A 17,189-nucleotide genomic window follows, 5' to 3' on the forward strand; every position below is an offset into this window, starting at 1 on the left:
TTTATTTTAATTGTTGATTAAAGCTTTAAGATTCCCACGGGTATAAATAAAATCATTCTCTGAAGTAGTAATATTGGAGTAAATGACCATATTTTGAAAATCCTGAACATGCGTGACAGTGGTTTTATCGCTTTCCTGCCAAGAAACTAAGTACAGATTATGTCTTAACATTGTTCTTTGTACTTTTACTGTACCTTCTTCCTGTGCATTACCAACTGCTTTATAGTGCATTTGCTTGTCATCGATAAAGTGCAGATGGTAGACAACGTTGCCAAAATCAACTTCATACTTATGACCAATAATAGGACACTCAGTCTTGTTATACTTCATAACGACCATGTTTTTGTTTGCTCAGTCAATATCGCCAGCTCATTTATAAATGTTTTAGATCCGCCCCGTACCCTTTCCAACGATTCTTCCAACTGGGTAACTAGCTCTTCCGCGTCCTTCATCTGCACTAACGGGTTAGTGATTACTATTCTTAAAGCAAAAATATCTACAAGTTCAGATCTTTCATCTGAAGGCACATTTCTCACCTTGATGCTTGCAACGCCTTTATCCAAGTTGATCATGAATTTCCCCTGATTTAAGATATTAGTGCGTACTAATTCAACCATCTTATTCATCTCTAATCTAGTCTCATTTGCCTTCAATTTGGGAGCAACTGCAATGGCATTCAATTGCACCTTGTGCAACACTTGGAAATTACTTTTATTAAAATTATTTTTTAATCTGTTTGTAAACAAAAGCAGGTTTTTGATGAGTAATTGGTAACCTGCAACATCTATAGTTTTAGTTGCCATCCACAATGCAGCGCTGTTGGTGCCTGGTCGGGAGCCCTCTAGTGTGGGCGCAAGCTCCCCTAAATAAGGTGCTTCATGCCTGATTTGCTCCCTAAAACCTTTGTCCCTGAACAACACTGCTCCACATGGATAATGCATCAAGCCCATTTTATGCGCATCAATAGTAAATGAATCAAACAAAGAGAGGTTATTAACCTGATTCTTTATATCATCCAACACCATACTGAAACCACCTGAGGCGGCATCGGCATGAAAAAAGATATCTTCTTCTTTTAGAAGCTTTATTACACTATCATCCAGTTTCTCTAGTGTGCCGGTGTCTGTCGTGCCAAGTGTTAGAACACACCCAATAAGCGGGATATTGAACTGGAAGCACGAGTAAACAGTTTTCAGCAGTTCTGAATTAAGTGGTTGCAAACTGAACGGTTCGTTTTCGCCGTTGTAAAACTCATCCAATTCTTTGCCTCTCTGCTTGTTATCCAATTCTATGGCATCACCTATTCTTGCTTTCCAATGTTTATCCTGTATCCCTTTTATAAATCGTTCTTCTTTGAAAGCAGCCAATTTTGATTTTTCGTCCATGGCTACTGGTATAGTAACTAAGTTCTCACTGCCTACCCCCAAAAACCATAATGCTTTTTTTACTGAATAGTGAGTAGCGGTAGTCCCAATGACGACTCCAGGCTCATAACCTATCAATCCTCTTGCCCCTATCGATCTGGGCCTAGGCCTGTTCAACTTATCATAGGTATAATCTCTAGCTATAAGCAACGCTGTCATGTTAGCAACGGTACCGCCTGATACGACATTACCCCAGTGCTCGACGGACTGTTCCAAGCCGAACAGATTTTTTGCCATCCAATCAATAGATTCCCTTTCCATTATCCATGTTGCCTCAGAAACCTCCTGTACTATATTATTAGGATTTTGAACAGAAGTGATAAACGATGCCAGGTTGGCGGGAATAAAAGGGCTTGGATGGATATTTACAAAGTTATTTCTGTTAAAGCGTATGGCAGCGGAGATTTTTTTTAAAAATTCCGGTAAATGCTTATATAACTCTGGCAACGGATGTTGCTCAGCATTTTTTTCTATCAATGAAGCTAACTGCTGAATTTCACCTTTTGAAGGTATGGGCCCAGCGGGATCCCACCAGTGCTTGATGAATGGGAATATATGTTCATTAAAGACTTCCTGCAAATTGTCAATACTATTTGCTGGCTCATCTCCGAGAAAGCCTTTGTATAGATAATTTAGGTCGCTCATACAATATTATATTTAGCTCTTCTCATATGTATGTTAAAAACTCATACTTTTAACCCTAAATCTATATTAAACGATTGCAACTACTTCTTTTGAAGAAAAAGCGAAGATGTGGAAAGGCTTCATGAATCGTATAGGCGTCCCATTAATTTCTGTCAAGGCTCCGCTCCAGGCTAATTGGTAAAGTTGTTTTAGATCTTTCTTGTCGTCTTCAGTTAGTTCGCTCAGTTTACCATAATTCATGATGGAGAATTTATTATGTGTTCCGAAGATTTCACTCTTCCATCGGGTCTCACTAACATTTGCAAAAAAATGCCGAAGCCCAAAGACATGACCGACTTCATGAATAATAGTTTCAATCTGTTCTTTTCGGCTTTGTGTAAATAATTTAGGATACAACACAAACTCATGACGGCCAGAATCGGGGAAGAAAGCGCTGGCCAAAGCACAACCTAGAGGAGTACATTCATCGGCGCTTCTCATTACAACTTCAAAATCCCAAACATCATTATCTTCAGTAAATTTTACAGGTGCTGCATCGCCCCAAGCTAACAGTGCCTCCCCAAACAAGTCACGGAACTCTTCCTTAGCCTCTTCAGGATTTTTGATACTGCTCAGAGAGCGCTCGCGAAAACGCCATCTTATGATTGTATCTTTTGCCCATAGAGGAATAAATCCTTCTGATGCTTCTAAAACAATTTTAATTGGAGATCTACCTTGAGGTGTAGCATGTCCCCGAGCTTCTGTATCGCAAATGATGCCCTCTCCTAGAACATGAATCTTTGATTCTTTATTAGTTACTTCCTTTTCATCCCGTAGTTCTATCACATCATTTAGTTTTGTTTCAGAACTGTTTATTTTAACCTTATTAGAAGTTTTATCCTTTCCCATATTTCATTGCTAAGTTTAAGTTCGAATAGATTAGAGAATTAAAAAAATTGTCTGGTTGAAGTTGCTTTTTGAAAAGGACTAAGATTTAGTTAGTTCTACAAGCCTCTTAATTAAAAATTGAAATGCCTAACCCCTATATATCAATGCAGATTTTGTATATTATACACTTATAATATAAATAATGTTTTAATATTAATAAATAACTTATGGATATTTATAAACAAGCAAAATCTACTATTTGAAGTTGCTACAGCTATTGCAAATCCCGCCACCTCTGTTTCTTTAACACTTGACCCAAATACAAATAGGATATTTGCCGCCATGCAAGAACACAAATGTCTTCAGCTGCTGTAGTGGTAAATAGGTCCTCTTTTGTATTATCTAGGAACCTAATCTTTTCTTCGAACACGCTTCAATACACCAAAGATAAAATACCTAATAACTCAATTTCCGTTATATGATTATGATAGTTAATTCGTAACTATATATTGACAACCAATAACATATTTTTCGACTAGAATTGTAAATTAATGGCTTGTCAAGCTTCTTCCACTACGGAAAAGACAGTTATTGCTCTCTTCCTAAATTAGGTAGAAGTACCTTCAGGTTTGACAAAAAAGGTATTAATGTCAGATGTGAAATTCATTGTATGTAGTTAGTGTTTCATCCTTTAAGAATCTGCCAAAAAGTATAGTGGCAGAATAGGTGGCAAAAATTCCATTAAAAGCTGTTGACAATGATGAAGCTCTATAAACATGCCGCCATACACGCTACAAATGCACGTTTTTAAACACTACCAGCCGTTAAGAACCCACTGAAGTCCGGCAGCGGGTACTTCTCCTTTACCTTACGCAGGATGTTCAGGCCGTGGTCGGCGGGCAGCTTTACGTCGCTAAGCACCACCTCCACCTCCTCGGCATGGTTCTCCAGCAGCTCAAAGCCTTCACGGGCATTCTTCGCCTGCAGCACCTGGTAGCCTTCCAGTTCCAGCACACGGGCCAGCACCTGGCGCAGGTTATTTTCATCGTCGACAAGGAGGAGTGTAGTGTGGTTTCGCATGTTGATTTAAGCTGAAGCAGGCAAAATTAAAGCTTTGAAAATAAATGAATATGATATGTTTTTAGGAAGTATTAACGAGTAGTATTACTGTTATAGGGTACTACAGGCTATAACTTGTAATCTATTGTGAAGCCAATAACAGCTTTCTTGATGAAGAGTGAATTACTTGGTGTTTTAAAAGAGGATCTTTATTGTCACTCTCCTACCTGTAGATAATTATTAACAGCAGCCAAATCCCTGTGGATAAGGTTCGATAATTCGATCCTTTGGTCTACCACAGTAAAAAAGGTACTGTTTTAAAATCAAGTAAACTTAGGAGGAATTATTCGTAAATTATCATGACGAAGGAGGGCTTCACTCGAGAGATCGGACGGAAGCTCATCCAGTGTAGGCAGGCCTGTTGGTCTGCCTACTTTGTTTTCAAAGACATCGTCTTTGTGACGAAGGAGAGGCTTTCTCTCCTGATCTCCGGAAGGGGTTTCCTGGAAGAGCGTGTCATTTTTCCACATCGAGTAGACGAGCAGCAGCAGCTTGCGCTGCAGGCTCACCACGCCCACCATCTTGCTTTCTTTGCCGGCGTTGATGCGCTGGTAAACCGCCCGCAGGGCCACGTTGTGCCGGCTAGCCACCAGGGCCGGAAAGTAAAGGGCTGCCCTGATCCTGCCATTACCTTTCTTGGATATCCTGGTCTTGCCCCTGACACTGGTGCCCGACTCCCTTTCCACCACATCGAAGCCGGCGTAGCTGGTGAGTTGCTTGGCGTTGTTAATGAGGGCAAAGCCCTGGGTCTCCGCCAGCACAATGGCTAGGCTCATAAGCCCCATTCCTTTAATGGAGAGAAGCTTGTTTACTTTCTCCTGCAGCCATTCCTCCTGTTGGAGCACGGCCTTTACCTGGGCCTCGCATTTGGCTATCTCGGCATCAAACTTCTTTATCACCTGCTTGTGAGATTTTACAACGAATGCCAGGGGCTCATGTGCAGAAAGCAGGGCGCTGAGTCTGTTGAGCAGCACGGTCCGCTCTTTCTTGAGGTCCGTGCAGTGCCTGGTTAGCTCCCGCAACGCTTTGAAAACAGGGGCTGGAGGTTGCCAGGCAGATAACTGGCGCTCCGCCCCCAACTGGGCGATGATACGGGCGTCGATACTGTCTGTTTTGCTTTTGACGTTGAGGCTCTTGCCGAAGTGCTTGACCTTGCCAGAGGAGCACAACCGAGACTGACTGTTTCAGCTTGTGCAGGTGATGTGCCAGGGGCTCATAGTAAACACCCGTGGCCTCCATCACAAAGCTTACCGGCGAGGTGTCTGTCTGCCTGCGCGACCACTTGAGCAGCTGGTTGAAGCCCCTGGTGCTGTTGTCAAAGGTTGCCACCTGGGATAAGCACAGGCCAGACTGGGGAGAGAGTTTGCAAACGCAGGCGGTGAAGTCCTTTTTGGCGATGTCGATGCCCACGCACTGTCTTGTCATCTGTTCCATAGCATGAATGGTTAAAGTAAGCGACCTTCTTTCTCCCTCGTCTTGCCTTTTGTCTTACACCTGCTTATCCACCTCGATAGCCCTAAGTACTGTCCAGACTCTTAGAGAAAAGGTAAGGGGGAATGGAGTTTCCTTTTTTACGGTATAGTACTGCTGACTTACCTGCCGCTCCATCTCTCATTCCCCATGGTCAATGCACCTAGTCTAACTACGGTGATAGGACCATTTAAAAACCTGCTATAAAAGTAAAAGCCGCTCCATCTGATGCGGAGCGGCTTATCAGTTTCGATAAATTGCTCACTCACCATGCATTTGCAATTCCTGATTTTCTGCATATACAATTCTACTTCAGCACAACATCAGCTTTACTAGATAAGTTAGAGAGTCTGAAGACAAAAGGCACAAGCAAGAAAAAAAGCCCTTTTACGAATCAAGCCACTGTTTAAATGCAGTAGCTCTGTAGGTACTTACCACTTGTTCCAGTTCAAAGGGAGGTTTAAGTTTTAGAGAAAGCCTTCCTTTGAAGTAGGGAGCTATTTCCTGCACAACCTCTATGTTTACGATAAACTGCCGGTTTACCCGAAAAAACTTAGTAGTATCAAGCTGCTCCTCTAGCTGATCCAGCGTGTGGTTAATAATGTATCGCTTCCCTTCAAACGTAAAGAGGAAGACAACGCCTTCTTCGGCTTGGAAAAAGGCAACTTCCTCCGTAGTTACCGTAATCATCGTTTGCCCCTGCTTAACCAAAAACCTGGTACGGCTACCTAGCTGCTTTGGTAGAGACTGTTGTATTAAGTCTTGTAAGTTTCCATAGCCATTGTCTGTACTGCGGCTTTGCAGAGACTCGTACTTCTTAAGTGCCTGAGCCACTTCTTCCTCCATTATCGGTTTAAGCAGATAATCAATGCTGTTAACTTTAAAGGCATCAATGGCATACTGGTCATAGGCTGTCGTGAAAATTACCGGACACTTTACATCTACTTTTCTGAAAATCTCAAAGCTGTTACCATCAGAGAGATGAATGTCGCAAAAAATAAGATCAGGTTCCTGGTTTAGCTCTAGCCATCTTACAGCTTCTCTTACAGAACTGAGAGAGTTCAAAATCTTTGCCTCCGGACGGAGGCCTTCGATGATGTCGGTAAGAACATCAGCAGCTAACTCCTCATCCTCAATAATCAATATGTTCATACCTTATACTCCTTTAGTAATGGTAGCTTTACAATGAACTCATTCGTAGTTTGGCTTATCTCCACCTGCTTATCTGTAAGGTAATTATACCTGTTAATGATATTCTGAAGTCCTACTTTTGAGGAGCTTTGCTTCTCAAGCCTTGGCTGCAGATTATTAGCCACGATCAGGTTTTGCCCCATTGCATAAATTTTAATAGTAAGCGGTGCCTCTGAATTATAACCATTATGCTTTATAGCATTCTCCACCAGCATCTGCAACGCTGTTGGCGGCAGTTCATAGTCTTTCATTTCTGGAGGTACATCTATCTGAATATGAAGGTTATGGCCAAAGCGCGTCTGAAGCAGAAAAGCATACGCCTGCACGAGTTCTAACTCGGTGCGCAAAGGTACTGTTTGCTCTTTATTACTATCCAGCACGATCCTGTATACTTTAGATAGCTGCCTTAAAAACTGCACCGCCTTACCGGGTTCCTTGTAAATCAGAGCCCCAAGGATATTCAGGCTATTGAAGAGGAAATGAGGGTCTATCTGGCTTTTAAGTGATTCAAATTGGGCCTTGTAGCTTTCCTTCTGCAGTTGCTCTGACCTGAGAAGTTCTTCCTGTAGTTTACTCTTCCATCGCTCTCGCTCCACAAAATAGTAGAAGAAGAGTGCTATAAAAGCGGTAGCAACTAAGTTTAACCTGATACCTCTTGGGGTGAAATCAATAGTAGGGATAAACAGGTACTGCGGTATGAGGATAAGAATGACACTATAGACAGCACTCAGTAGAACAACCACTATACCCTCCAGCAAAGCACGGGCCTTTGGTGAAAGACTAGCTACGGGGCTTGTACTGAAGTAAGAGGCTATTTTCTCGTGTGTCCAGAAGGTTGCCACAAGAAACACAAAGAACATCAACAGTTCTTTCATAGCCTCCAACTCAAAGAACCAGATGCTCCCAACTTGGATGAAGACAACCGTGTAAAACAATGCGATTGCAGTCAGAGCTGCTATATATACTCTTCTAAACATGATGATGTATGATAGCTACTTTCTAAAGTCATAGCTAATGGCCCTATTATGTGTGGCTTCGTAAAGGGAATAACTCTCCGGTATCCACCCGCTATGCCAGGTCCTTCTGAAGGACATATGTTAGACAGCAACGGCAACACAGCAATCCTTACAAAGATGACTCTCAGTCATTGCCAATTTATCCTCATTCATTAAGCAAATGCCCTTACTCATAAGATAAAGGTTTATAAGCCGCTACGATCTCACCAATTTTGTATCGTCCCATTTATGATCAACTCTTTAAGTACGGATGGATATGAAAAAGATATGTTTCTTACTGGCAATGCTTCTCCTATGCGGATATGCACTAGAGGCCTATTCACAAACTAGCGGCACACTATCAGGCAGCATAAAGAATGAGCGTAACGCCCCTGTAGGATTTGCCAATGTGGTGTTGCTGCAAGCTGCAGACTCAGCATTTGTAGCGGGCATGGTAGCAGACGTGGAGGGAAACTTCACCATACCCTCACCCAAAGCTGGCAGTTATACCCTACGGGTTAGCGCCTTGGGTTATTCAAGCTGGCTATCTGCGCCGTTTGCAGTAAGCGGCCCTGCTTTCTCCAAATCTTTTGGCTCCATTGTTCTTACAGAAGATACACAGCTACTTAAGGAGGTAAGTGTACAGGCTTTCAGGCCTCCTATCGTGCAGCATGCTGATAAAATGGTGGTGAACGTGGAAGGCACGTCACTCGCTGCAGGTACCACTGCCTTTGAAGTGCTGTCCAAAGCCCCCGGAGTGTTTATAGATCAAGAAGGAAACATCCGGCTAAATGGAAAAGGAGGCGCACAACTGATGCTGGACGGCAAGCTGACGTATCTCTCTGCAAAAGATTTGCGTGCGATATTGCAGTCGATGCCAGCAGATAACATCAAAGACCTTGAGATCATCACCAATCCATCAGCCAAGTATGACGCTGAAGGCACATCGGGTATCATTAACATTAACCTGAAAAAGAATTCCACTAGCGGCCTTAACGGTAGCCTCTATGCTGGGTACCAGTACAATGAGTTATCAGGCTACGCTGCCGGAGGGAACCTTAACATCAGAAGGGGTAAATTTTCATCTTTTGCTACGCTTGACATGGCGCGCCGCCCTAATCTGAGGGAGAACGTAATTTCTCGGGTATTTAGTGACCCAACAGCGGAGTTTAGATTCAATCAGACCGGACGGGAGGAAGGTTTTCGACTTACGCCATCCCTCCGTATTGGCGGCTACTATGACCTGAACGCCGGACATAGCATTGGTGCTGTAGTTAATCTTATAGCAGCGCAGGAAGAAAACTCTTTCCTGACAAGATCCAATCTCCTCTTTGGTAACAGCGACGATAATCTGCTCATCACGAGCACAAACAATTTAAACAGCGATTTTAGCAGTGCTACAATCAACTTCCACTATTTCGGAAAGCTAGACACAATAGGAACTACCGTTTCCGCTGACTTGGATTACGTGAAACTTACTAATGATACAGACATGCAGTTCATCAACAACCACAGGCAGTTTGATGGTGGAAGCTTGATAAGAAGAGAGATTCTGGGAAGCGAAAACCCCGTTATCTATGATATTTACTCTGCCAAAGCAGACTTAGTGAAGCCACTCCGAGGCGCCTACAAGCTAGAACTGGGAACAAAGGTAAGCCATGTTGTTTCAGACAACGACCTCCAGTTCTTTGGAGAGTTGGACGGTGGCCGTATTCCTGATAATAGTCGAAGTAATCACTTCGTGTACAAAGAGGACATTCTTGCCACATACCTGAATATAAGCGGTAAAATAAACAAAACATGGAGCATGCAAGCCGGTCTGCGTGCAGAGCAGACTTTCAGCAGAGGTAGTTCCTTAACACTCGCAGAGCGCACATCCCGGACTTATTTAGACCTGTTTCCAAGCCTATTCCTGCAGCAGCACGTCAGTGACGCGTATCAAATAAGCTACCAGTACAGCCGCAGGATAAACAGACCACGCTATGATGACCTGAACCCATTCATTTTTTTCCTAGATCCTTACACGCTGGCAAAAGGTAACCCGAACCTGAAACCACAATACACCGATTCGTTTCAGATGGTGCATACTTTTAAATCTAGCTACAATATTTCGTTAGGCTATTCCAATACAAAAGACTACATCGCAGAAATCCCGGAGCAGAACAATGAAGACACCACCACTCTGTTTCAGAAGCGAAACATACAAAGTTTCAAGAACCTTTCCGCCACTTTTGTTGCTCCTGTGCATGTCTTACCAGCATGGGAAATGAACAATGTGCTGAATGTGTCTTACCAGCACTTTAATGTAGATATTAATGGGAGTCCCGTAAACAACACCCAGCTATACTACTTGCTACAATCTAACCATACTATACAGCTACCGGTAAGGGTAAAGATGGAGCTAAACGCAGCTTACCAGGGACCCATGGCTTATGGGGTGTACAAAGTACAGCCTTTCGGATGGGTGGATGTTGGAATAAAGCGCATTTTCCTAAACGAGAAATTGGAAGCAAGCCTTAACTTGGCAGATATTTTCCGGTCGCGCATCTTGAAAGGTGAATTTAGTGACAGTGGCAACATAAACTCTTTCGACCAATACAGAGGTAGCCAAAGTGTGCGTGTACAGATTAGATACAGGTTTAACAAAGGTGGTAAGTTTGATATGAAGAAACAAAATACAAACTTGGATGAATTAGACCGGGCCAATAAATAAAAAGCTTAACTAATACTGTATTCCAACTTGACAATGAGCTCCGTCATTATAAAAATTTGTCATGACTACTCCAATGCTGACATCTTATGATCTGTTGTAGAGCATGTTTAGACCAGCAGAAACTTTAACAAAGTAGCCAAGTCCCTGTGGAAATGGTTCGATAACTCCATCCTTCGGTCAACAAGCTACTATACTAACTGTCTCGTCCTGAAATAAGTTGACGTTTTTTGGACGAAAATAACTTTAATATTGAAACCTCCAAAGCTTGAGCTTTGGAGGTTTCTTTTCCACTTTTTCAGCACCATCTTCTGCTGCTGGTGCATTTTCTCCGGTATTTGGTCGCGGCACGAGAGGTGGGACTGAGGCTGTTGTAGATGCCACCGACTCCCGGATCACCGCCACCGCTTATAGGTGGTGGGCAAAGCCCCGCTCCGGGGCGAACTCGTCTTTGAGGATGCCGTTGGCCCGCTAGGCCACCGCGTTCTGGTGTGGGTCATAATTCTCGGTCATACTGGGCTGTATACCTGCCTTTGCAAGAAGGCCAGGTGGTTGGCCCTGAGAATAGAGAAAAGCTTGTCTCTGCCTATTTTAAGCTCATAGGTTGCAAATTCCTCCTCTAAAAGGTGCTACAGCTTGCGCGTCCCTAGCCGGGGCATCTTGATCCTGTAGCCCTGCACCAGGCCCACAACCTGAGCGTGCACAGCTTCATAGCGCCTGCTCATCTGCTTGCGCTTATAGTAGGCTTGCCTTGAGTACCCAAACAGCCTGCAGGCTGCAGAAAGGCGCACTTCTTCTTTCTTTCTGAACTTTTCGACTGCTTGGGTGAAGGCTTTTTTCTGATCTCGAGCCCCAGCTCCCCTTCAGCTACCTCAATAATAATATCTAGGAGCCTGGCCTTCAGCTCTGCATCCTGCAGCTTCTTTTGGGTGCTGGCTAACTGCTGCTCCAGTTCTTTGATTCTTTGTTCGCGGCTTTGTTCTACCTGATGGACTTTAGGGTGTTTCCAGTCTAAGGTACCATGTTTTCTCAGCCACACCAAAACCGTGCTCCTGCCCTGGATCCCGTACTTCTTCTGGGCTTGCTTATAGCTGAACTCACCCCGCTCGACGGCTGACACTACCTGCAGTTTAAAAGCAAGGGTGTAGTCGCATTGGCTCCGCTTCTTTCTTGTAAGTGAATGTGTTGACATCTACTGCTTTTTTATTGTCAACCTATTCTAGGATGGGACTGCCACAATTTAAAAAGCTTGCCCCGAAAAGGTCGGCGTTTTGACTTCAACCAGCCTCTCTTCCATCATTTCCCTCTTTAAAGATATTTAATGAAGCACTTAAATAAGATTCAGACCTTCAAACGATGTCAACTATCCTATAAATTGGTATAGCAATGGACAGCGGGGCTGAAGGAAGGAAACACTACTGAGTCCACGTTTTTAGGCCCACGTTCTTATACCGATGACACCATGCCACATAAAAAACAGGATAACCAGGAAATTCAGGACACTGAACATGGCGGCTGGCCACAGCACCCCTTTCCTAACCTTCCCTTCAAAGAAAGCGAAGAATACATGATAAAGAGCAAGAGCACCTGTCAACGCATAGGCTATGGTACAAGCGGTCAATGTTACTGATAATATCGTTGGCCTGCCGAAACTATCCTCGGGGAAGCCTGTCGTGGTAATGGCAATCACTGCGATAAGAAACAGAATACTCATGAAGGACCAAAAACGCATCCAAATGTTTCTCCCTCCCTTCAATTTACCAAAAGCATAGCGAATACTCCACACAGGAAATGACAAAACAGACCAAAGTATCAAAACTAGCCAAAGTAACATAATTGCCCAGAGCAGATAAAAGCGAAAAGGAGAGATGGATGCAAAACTGAGATTACCTGGCTCCCCATCTTCTGCTGCTACCTCTAATCCTCTGCCCTGGATAGGATCATCCACAACGGCGACCTCTATTAGCCCTGACTCTGGATTCATTAGAAGTTTGTCATCAACAGAGACATACCTTTCATCCTCATCATTTCCAAAGAGCCCGGTTCTGTCTATCAGGAAAGAGTTTCCAACCGTCCATATTTTCTGACTGAACAGGGGGTAGATGAAAGTCCACATTTCTTCACGTGGATTAATAATGTAATAGAACCCCGAGATCGGTTTTTTTAGCTGTACTCGTGTAGGGAGAGACGCTACCGCAGGCGGGGGAACGTCTTTTAGCAAATACTTCTGTATGGCTTCTGTTAGTCTATTTAAGGTTTCCGTTTGAGAAGTGTTGATCGAAACAAAGAAACCCACTTCCTGCTCAGGAAGGTAGGAGAATAATGCCTTACCACCGTTTAACGACCCGCCGTGACCATGGAACACATGCCCCTTGTATTCCCTTGTGTAATTAGCTAAGCCGTAGCCTAACTCCAGACCTGCTTTTGCGCCCAATGTGTTGGTGGGAGTTTCCATCCGCTTTATCGAACTTGGTGACAGCAGTTGCGTACTACCTGCTTTCCCTCTGTTTAGAAAGAAAGAGATGAGTTTCCCCATGTCTTTGGGAGATGCGTTAATAGAACCCGTTGGGCGGGTAATAACGTGCCAGTAATCCACTGGGCGCCCGCGTTCATACAGGGTGGCTCCCAAGCGTTTATAACCCTCTGACGGGAAATACGTGATCGTTTCCATACCCATTGGTTTGAAAAAGTTCTCTGCTACATAGTCTTCAAAAGGTTGTCCCGTGACTTTTTGAACGACATACGCAGCGACAGCCGGGCCGGAGTTGGAATAGGCCATCCTGGTGCCAGGCACCCAGCGGGAGACTCGTGAGTGCGGGTGAAAGTCGAGCCCTTCTTTCAGGGTGGCTGGAGTAGGATCATTGTGCAGGTACTCCGCCAAGTGAATGTCGTCCCAACCGGTGGTGTGAGAGAGCAGGTGCTCGATTCGGATGGGGTGCGTTTGTTCCCAGGGATTCTTGTACTCGATCTCGGGTGCAAGCACAGATAACTTGTCACGGAGTTGAAGCTTACCCTCTTCCTGAAGCTTCAGCACCGCCAGGCCAACGAACAGCTTCGATACAGAACCTATCCGGAACATGGTCTCTTCAGTGGCAACAACTCCTTTCTCTACATTGGCAAGTCCGAATCCTTTTGCATACAAAGGATTACCCTTTTGATATATTGCGACGCCGGCTGCTGGGGTTCCGGTGTCTTCAAGGATGTTCCGGATTTCCCTTTCGAGGGCATGAATAGCCGAACCGGTATTTCCCGCTCCTGTTTTTTGTGCGTAGCCAGGAAAAGTTGTGTTTGTGAGGCTTGCCAGTAAGGCAAAGATTGTTAACATTACTCTGTTGTAACTCATTGAAATCTAATGTCTCTTTAGTAAATAGTTGTTCATTTTAAAGCTTTTGCCTCCTACATGTAGCCTCTCTCTTATAACTGTTTTCCGAGCTGTAGCTAAGACCAGTCGATACCAAATGCAATAAGAGAATGCATAACCCATGGTTAGTTGATACAAAGTTTGATGTTCTGTAGTGGATCAAAAATAAATGTGATGAAAGCCGGGAAATCTGGGACAAATAAACAAAGGGGCCGCTGGCATTGGCTTTCAAGAAGAGGCTTTCATAACGGTAACATCACTTCCGCCACTGGCAGCGGGTCCATTGTCTTGGAACTTGACTCGGTTTCATACCTCTGGGCAACCTTCCCGCATCATGGTTAGGGGCGGTGTCTAGGATGGCACTTTTTCTCAGAGACAGCGGGGCAAGGCCGCCCACCAGGTAAGATATGTTCATGGCCTCCCGTTACTTCACCGCCTCTGTGGACTGCGCCATTTACTTCCAGTGGTTTTCGCGCAGGTCGCGCCTGTAGACTAGTGAATTATCAAGATTGCCCGTGGCATCAAGAGAATTCGGGTATAAAGCCGTGAAAGCATTTTGCCCGGAGATAAAAAAGCCGCCTCTCTAGACCCAGGTCCTCATGCCGACATATCCGTGCTAAGTAAAAAAGCAGGCAACCATAAAGTTCACGACACTGAAAAGGGCAGCTGGCCAATAGACCCACTTGCTTAACCCCTGCTTCCGGTGCTGTATAACTATGAAAAGAGCCCAGGCAGCGGTCAGCGCAAATGCGATGGAACTCACCATGATCGTGATAGATAACAACGAAGGCCGCACAAGCTGTTCTTCAAAGTCAGAACCGTAGGCATAGGTAAGCAGGGAGACAAAAAAGAAAGCTACACTAAGTAAGGGCCAGAGCCGGATACGGATGTTCGCCCCACCGGGAATTTTTCCCAAACCATAACGGATGCCCCAGACCGGAGCTAAGAGAAAAGCCCTCATGGCGAATAGCAACCAAAGCGCTAAGATGGTCCAACTGAGGTAAAACATAAAGGTCGAGACAGAGGCAAAGGTAATATTTCCCATATCTGTAGGTGCTAACTCCAGCGCGGTTCCGGCAAGTGGATCCTCAACTCTTGCCACCCTGACTAGGCCTGACTCAGGGTCCTCGTAAAGGTGGTCATTCACAGCAACGTACTTTTCCACCTCTCCGCCACCAAACAGGGGATCCTGTTGGATGAATAGCGTATCCCGCTCTGTCCACACCTTCCTGCTGAACAGAGGCTCCATAAAACCCCACTCCCCCTCCCGAAGGCTGGCGGTATAGAAAAAGCCTGAGACAGGCAATGCCTGCTGGTGCTTTTTTGGGGCTGTTTTCCTTTCAGGAGAAGAAACCCCCTCCAGTACATAATGCTTGGCTAAGTCGGACAGCTTCTTCAATGTTTCTGTGTCCGAACTGTTGATGGAAATCGAATAACCTGACCCATGTTTAGGGAGGTACACAAAAAGGGACTTCCCACCATTCACAGACCCTCCATGTCCCTGGAAGACATGATCTTCAAAAGTGAGGGTGTAGTTGGTTAGACCGTACCCTAAGTCAAGGCCTGCTTTGGCACCCAAGGTGTTGGCAGGAGTTTCCATACGTTCAAGCGAAGCAGGAGAGACAAGCTGTCGCCCCCCTGTCTCGCCTCTGTTTGCGAAGAAAAGAAGCAGCTTTGCCATGTCACGCGGAGAAGCATTGAGGGCACCGGAAGGCCTCATGATGATGTTCCAATAATTCACAGGTTTTTGATCTTCATACAGGGTGGCTCCTAAGCGTTTATAATCCTCTGACGGGAAATACGTGATCGTTTCCATACCCATTGGGGTGAAAAAGTTCTCTACTACATAGTCTTCAAAAGGCATTCCTGTTATTTTTTGAACTACGTATGCCGCGACCGCCGGGCCGGAGTTGGAATAGGCCATCCTGGTGCCAGGTACCCAGCGGGAGACTCGTGAGTGCGGGTGAAAGTCGAGCCCTTCTTTCAGGGTGGCTGGAGTAGGGTCGTTGTGCAGGTACTCCGCCCGGTGAACGTCGTCCCAACCGGTGGTGTGAGAGAGCAGGTGCTCGATTCGGATGGGGTGCGTTTGTTCCCAGGGATTCTCGTACTCGATCTCGGGTGCAAGCTCAGATAACTTGTCACGGAGTTGAAGCTTACCCTCTTCCTGAAGCTTCAGCACCGCCAGGCCAACGAACAGCTTCGATACAGAACCTATCCGGAACATGGTCTCTTCAGTGGCAGCAACTCCTTTCTCTATGTTGGCAAGCCCAAGTCCCTTTGAGTAGACAATCTCTCCGTCTTTCATGATGGCAATACCCGCTGCCGGTGTTCCGGTCTCTTGGAGCACATGCCTCACTTCCTTTTCAAGGTCCTTATTGTTCAATGGCCATTGCCTCTTCTTTGCTTCCTGTGCGGCGGAAGAAATAACAAGCAGTAATCCTGTTAGTAGTTACAATCCGTGTTTAAGCCTGCTCAAAACATGTTTTCTTTTCATGATATTTATTGTACTATTGAGATAATAAGTTCTTTCCTAATCTGAAGATTCTGAATCTGCCCTTGCAAAACCGAGATAGTACCTCCTGTAGAATCAAAGGGAAAGGGAAACTTTTTGCAGATGGTCAACCTTTCACTCCTTTTGTTTTCCCTGAAGGGGCTGCTCGCTGTTATTTGATCTACAATTTTCGAAAGGAGGCCCCAAAACGGAAAAAATTGTGACGAAAACCGTCATATATGGGTTGAATCGACCAAATACAGTTGATGGTTTTCTCTTATATCTTATATGTAGTATAACAGGTCAACGAGGCAGTCACACTTGGGTCGGAGAACCTTCCTCCCTATGTTCTGAATGATCCTCTGGCTGTTTTCCGGGCAGACCACCCCGCCCTCCTCCTGGAGGGGTTTATGCCCTGCCCGCCTTGAATCCGGAACAGTATCCATTTTCGCTCATGGGGTCGGAAGCAAAAAGGAAGAAGTGACGGAATTTATGAGAGGAACCTTTGATATAAACCCTCCTGCCTGTTAAGATCCAGTTCAGCAAAGACAGCAATGTCAACATTGCTAACCTCTATGGTTTTGCTGTGCTGTACAGGGTGCTGCTACAAAGGAGGCACTTGATGAAGAAAAGGTACTAAGGCAGGAGAAGTAAATGATTTGAGTATTAAACCGGGAGAGCTTCAAGTTACAAAACTGCCCTTTAGCTTCAACTTCCTTAAAAGTAAAGCCTACACGACAAGGTTTGAAATAGTATCTAAGGAAGGTCCGACCTCGGGGCCATGATGCTGGTGAAAGTGTTCTCCAGCGATCAATTCCACCCAATTTGGCAACTGCCAACCGGGCAAAGAATTAAACACGGCAAGCGTTTTAGCAGTAGCCTTTAAAGCTCCATGCAGTAAATGTTTGTTCAGAGC

12 protein-coding genes and 1 pseudogene are annotated in these 17,189 nt (G+C 44.9%); 1 reads left to right on the plus strand and 12 read right to left on the minus strand.

Annotated features, from left to right (window positions below; genetic code table 11):
* Nucleotides 1-6 precede the first annotated feature (6 nt).
* The 8 genes and pseudogenes from CHB92_RS11755 to CHB92_RS11790 all read right to left on the minus strand — a co-directional run bounded on the left by CHB92_RS11755 (nt 7) and on the right by CHB92_RS11790 (nt 7,693).
* Nucleotides 7-330 carry a MoaF-related domain-containing protein gene (locus CHB92_RS11755; protein WP_089319403.1) on the minus strand — a complete coding sequence of 108 codons (324 nt, stop codon included), beginning with the start codon at nt 328-330 and terminating at the stop codon, nt 7-9.
* Complete coding sequence (locus CHB92_RS11760; protein ID WP_089319404.1) at nt 327-2,069, minus strand: pyridoxal phosphate-dependent decarboxylase family protein; 1,743 nt, start codon at nt 2,067-2,069, stop codon at nt 327-329. Before CHB92_RS11760 ends, CHB92_RS11755 begins: the two co-directional genes overlap by 4 nt.
* A gap of 66 nt (nt 2,070-2,135) precedes the next feature.
* Entirely contained in the window at nt 2,136-2,957 is an 822-nt protein-coding gene (locus tag CHB92_RS11765) for a matrixin family metalloprotease (RefSeq protein WP_144266306.1), read from the minus strand.
* 786 nt (nt 2,958-3,743) lie between these two features.
* Nucleotides 3,744-4,016, minus strand: a complete 273-nt coding sequence (locus tag CHB92_RS11770) for a response regulator (RefSeq protein WP_089319405.1) — start codon at nt 4,014-4,016, stop codon at nt 3,744-3,746.
* A gap of 302 nt (nt 4,017-4,318) precedes the next feature.
* Nucleotides 4,319-5,224, minus strand: coding sequence for a transposase (locus tag CHB92_RS11775; RefSeq protein ID WP_089319406.1), 906 nt, complete (start codon nt 5,222-5,224; stop codon nt 4,319-4,321).
* A gap of 25 nt (nt 5,225-5,249) precedes the next feature.
* Nucleotides 5,250-5,489 (minus strand): annotated as a pseudogene (locus CHB92_RS26450) (IS110 family transposase); the annotation flags it as partial.
* Nucleotides 5,490-5,912: 423 nt separating this feature from the next.
* Nucleotides 5,913-6,677: a LytR/AlgR family response regulator transcription factor gene (locus tag CHB92_RS11785; RefSeq protein WP_089319408.1), complete on the minus strand. Its 765-nt coding sequence runs from the start codon at nt 6,675-6,677 to the stop codon at nt 5,913-5,915.
* Nucleotides 6,674-7,693, minus strand: coding sequence for a sensor histidine kinase (locus CHB92_RS11790; protein WP_089319409.1), 1,020 nt, complete (start codon nt 7,691-7,693; stop codon nt 6,674-6,676). The genes CHB92_RS11785 and CHB92_RS11790 overlap by 4 nt, the downstream gene beginning before the upstream one ends.
* Before the next feature lie 295 nt (nt 7,694-7,988).
* Here CHB92_RS11790 and CHB92_RS11795 point away from each other — a divergent pair, with 295 nt between their 5' ends.
* A complete protein-coding gene (locus CHB92_RS11795) occupies nt 7,989-10,424 on the plus strand; it encodes an outer membrane beta-barrel protein (RefSeq protein ID WP_089319426.1) in 2,436 nt (811 codons plus the stop codon).
* Nucleotides 10,425-11,142: 718 nt separating this feature from the next.
* Here CHB92_RS11795 and CHB92_RS11800 read toward each other — a convergent pair.
* The 4 genes from CHB92_RS11800 to CHB92_RS26015 all read right to left on the minus strand — a co-directional run.
* Complete coding sequence (locus CHB92_RS11800) at nt 11,143-11,613, minus strand: helix-turn-helix domain-containing protein (RefSeq protein ID WP_089319410.1); 471 nt, start codon at nt 11,611-11,613, stop codon at nt 11,143-11,145.
* Nucleotides 11,614-11,853: 240 nt separating this feature from the next.
* A complete protein-coding gene (locus CHB92_RS11805) occupies nt 11,854-13,746 on the minus strand; it encodes a serine hydrolase domain-containing protein (protein WP_179223021.1) in 1,893 nt (630 codons plus the stop codon).
* A gap of 652 nt (nt 13,747-14,398) precedes the next feature.
* Nucleotides 14,399-16,138: a serine hydrolase domain-containing protein gene (locus CHB92_RS11810; protein WP_258179037.1), complete on the minus strand. Its 1,740-nt coding sequence runs from the start codon at nt 16,136-16,138 to the stop codon at nt 14,399-14,401.
* A gap of 865 nt (nt 16,139-17,003) precedes the next feature.
* Nucleotides 17,004-17,189 (minus strand): hypothetical protein (locus CHB92_RS26015; RefSeq protein WP_218824253.1); only part of this gene is annotated, 186 nt, incomplete at its 5' end.

It is taken from the genome of Pontibacter ummariensis, assembly GCF_900188175.1.
In the GTDB taxonomy this organism is placed as follows: Bacteria; Bacteroidota; Bacteroidia; order Cytophagales; family Hymenobacteraceae; genus Pontibacter; species Pontibacter ummariensis.

Excerpts from the sequence above, each read along its gene's own strand:
- CHB92_RS11805 (WP_179223021.1), bottom strand. The coding sequence starts at position 13,746 with ATGTTAACAATCTTTGCCTTACTGGCAAGCCTCACAAACACAACTTTT.
- CHB92_RS11765 (WP_144266306.1), bottom strand. The coding sequence starts at position 2,957 with ATGGGAAAGGATAAAACTTCTAATAAGGTTAAAATAAACAGTTCTGAA.
- CHB92_RS11770 (WP_089319405.1), bottom strand. The coding sequence starts at position 4,016 with ATGCGAAACCACACTACACTCCTCCTTGTCGACGATGAAAATAACCTG.
- CHB92_RS11800 (WP_089319410.1), bottom strand. The coding sequence starts at position 11,613 with ATGTCAACACATTCACTTACAAGAAAGAAGCGGAGCCAATGCGACTAC.
- CHB92_RS11795 (WP_089319426.1), top strand. The coding sequence starts at position 7,989 with ATGAAAAAGATATGTTTCTTACTGGCAATGCTTCTCCTATGCGGATAT.
- CHB92_RS11785 (WP_089319408.1), bottom strand. The coding sequence starts at position 6,677 with ATGAACATATTGATTATTGAGGATGAGGAGTTAGCTGCTGATGTTCTT.
- CHB92_RS11760 (WP_089319404.1), bottom strand. The coding sequence starts at position 2,069 with ATGAGCGACCTAAATTATCTATACAAAGGCTTTCTCGGAGATGAGCCA.
- CHB92_RS11790 (WP_089319409.1), bottom strand. The coding sequence starts at position 7,693 with ATGTTTAGAAGAGTATATATAGCAGCTCTGACTGCAATCGCATTGTTT.
- CHB92_RS11755 (WP_089319403.1), bottom strand. The coding sequence starts at position 330 with ATGAAGTATAACAAGACTGAGTGTCCTATTATTGGTCATAAGTATGAA.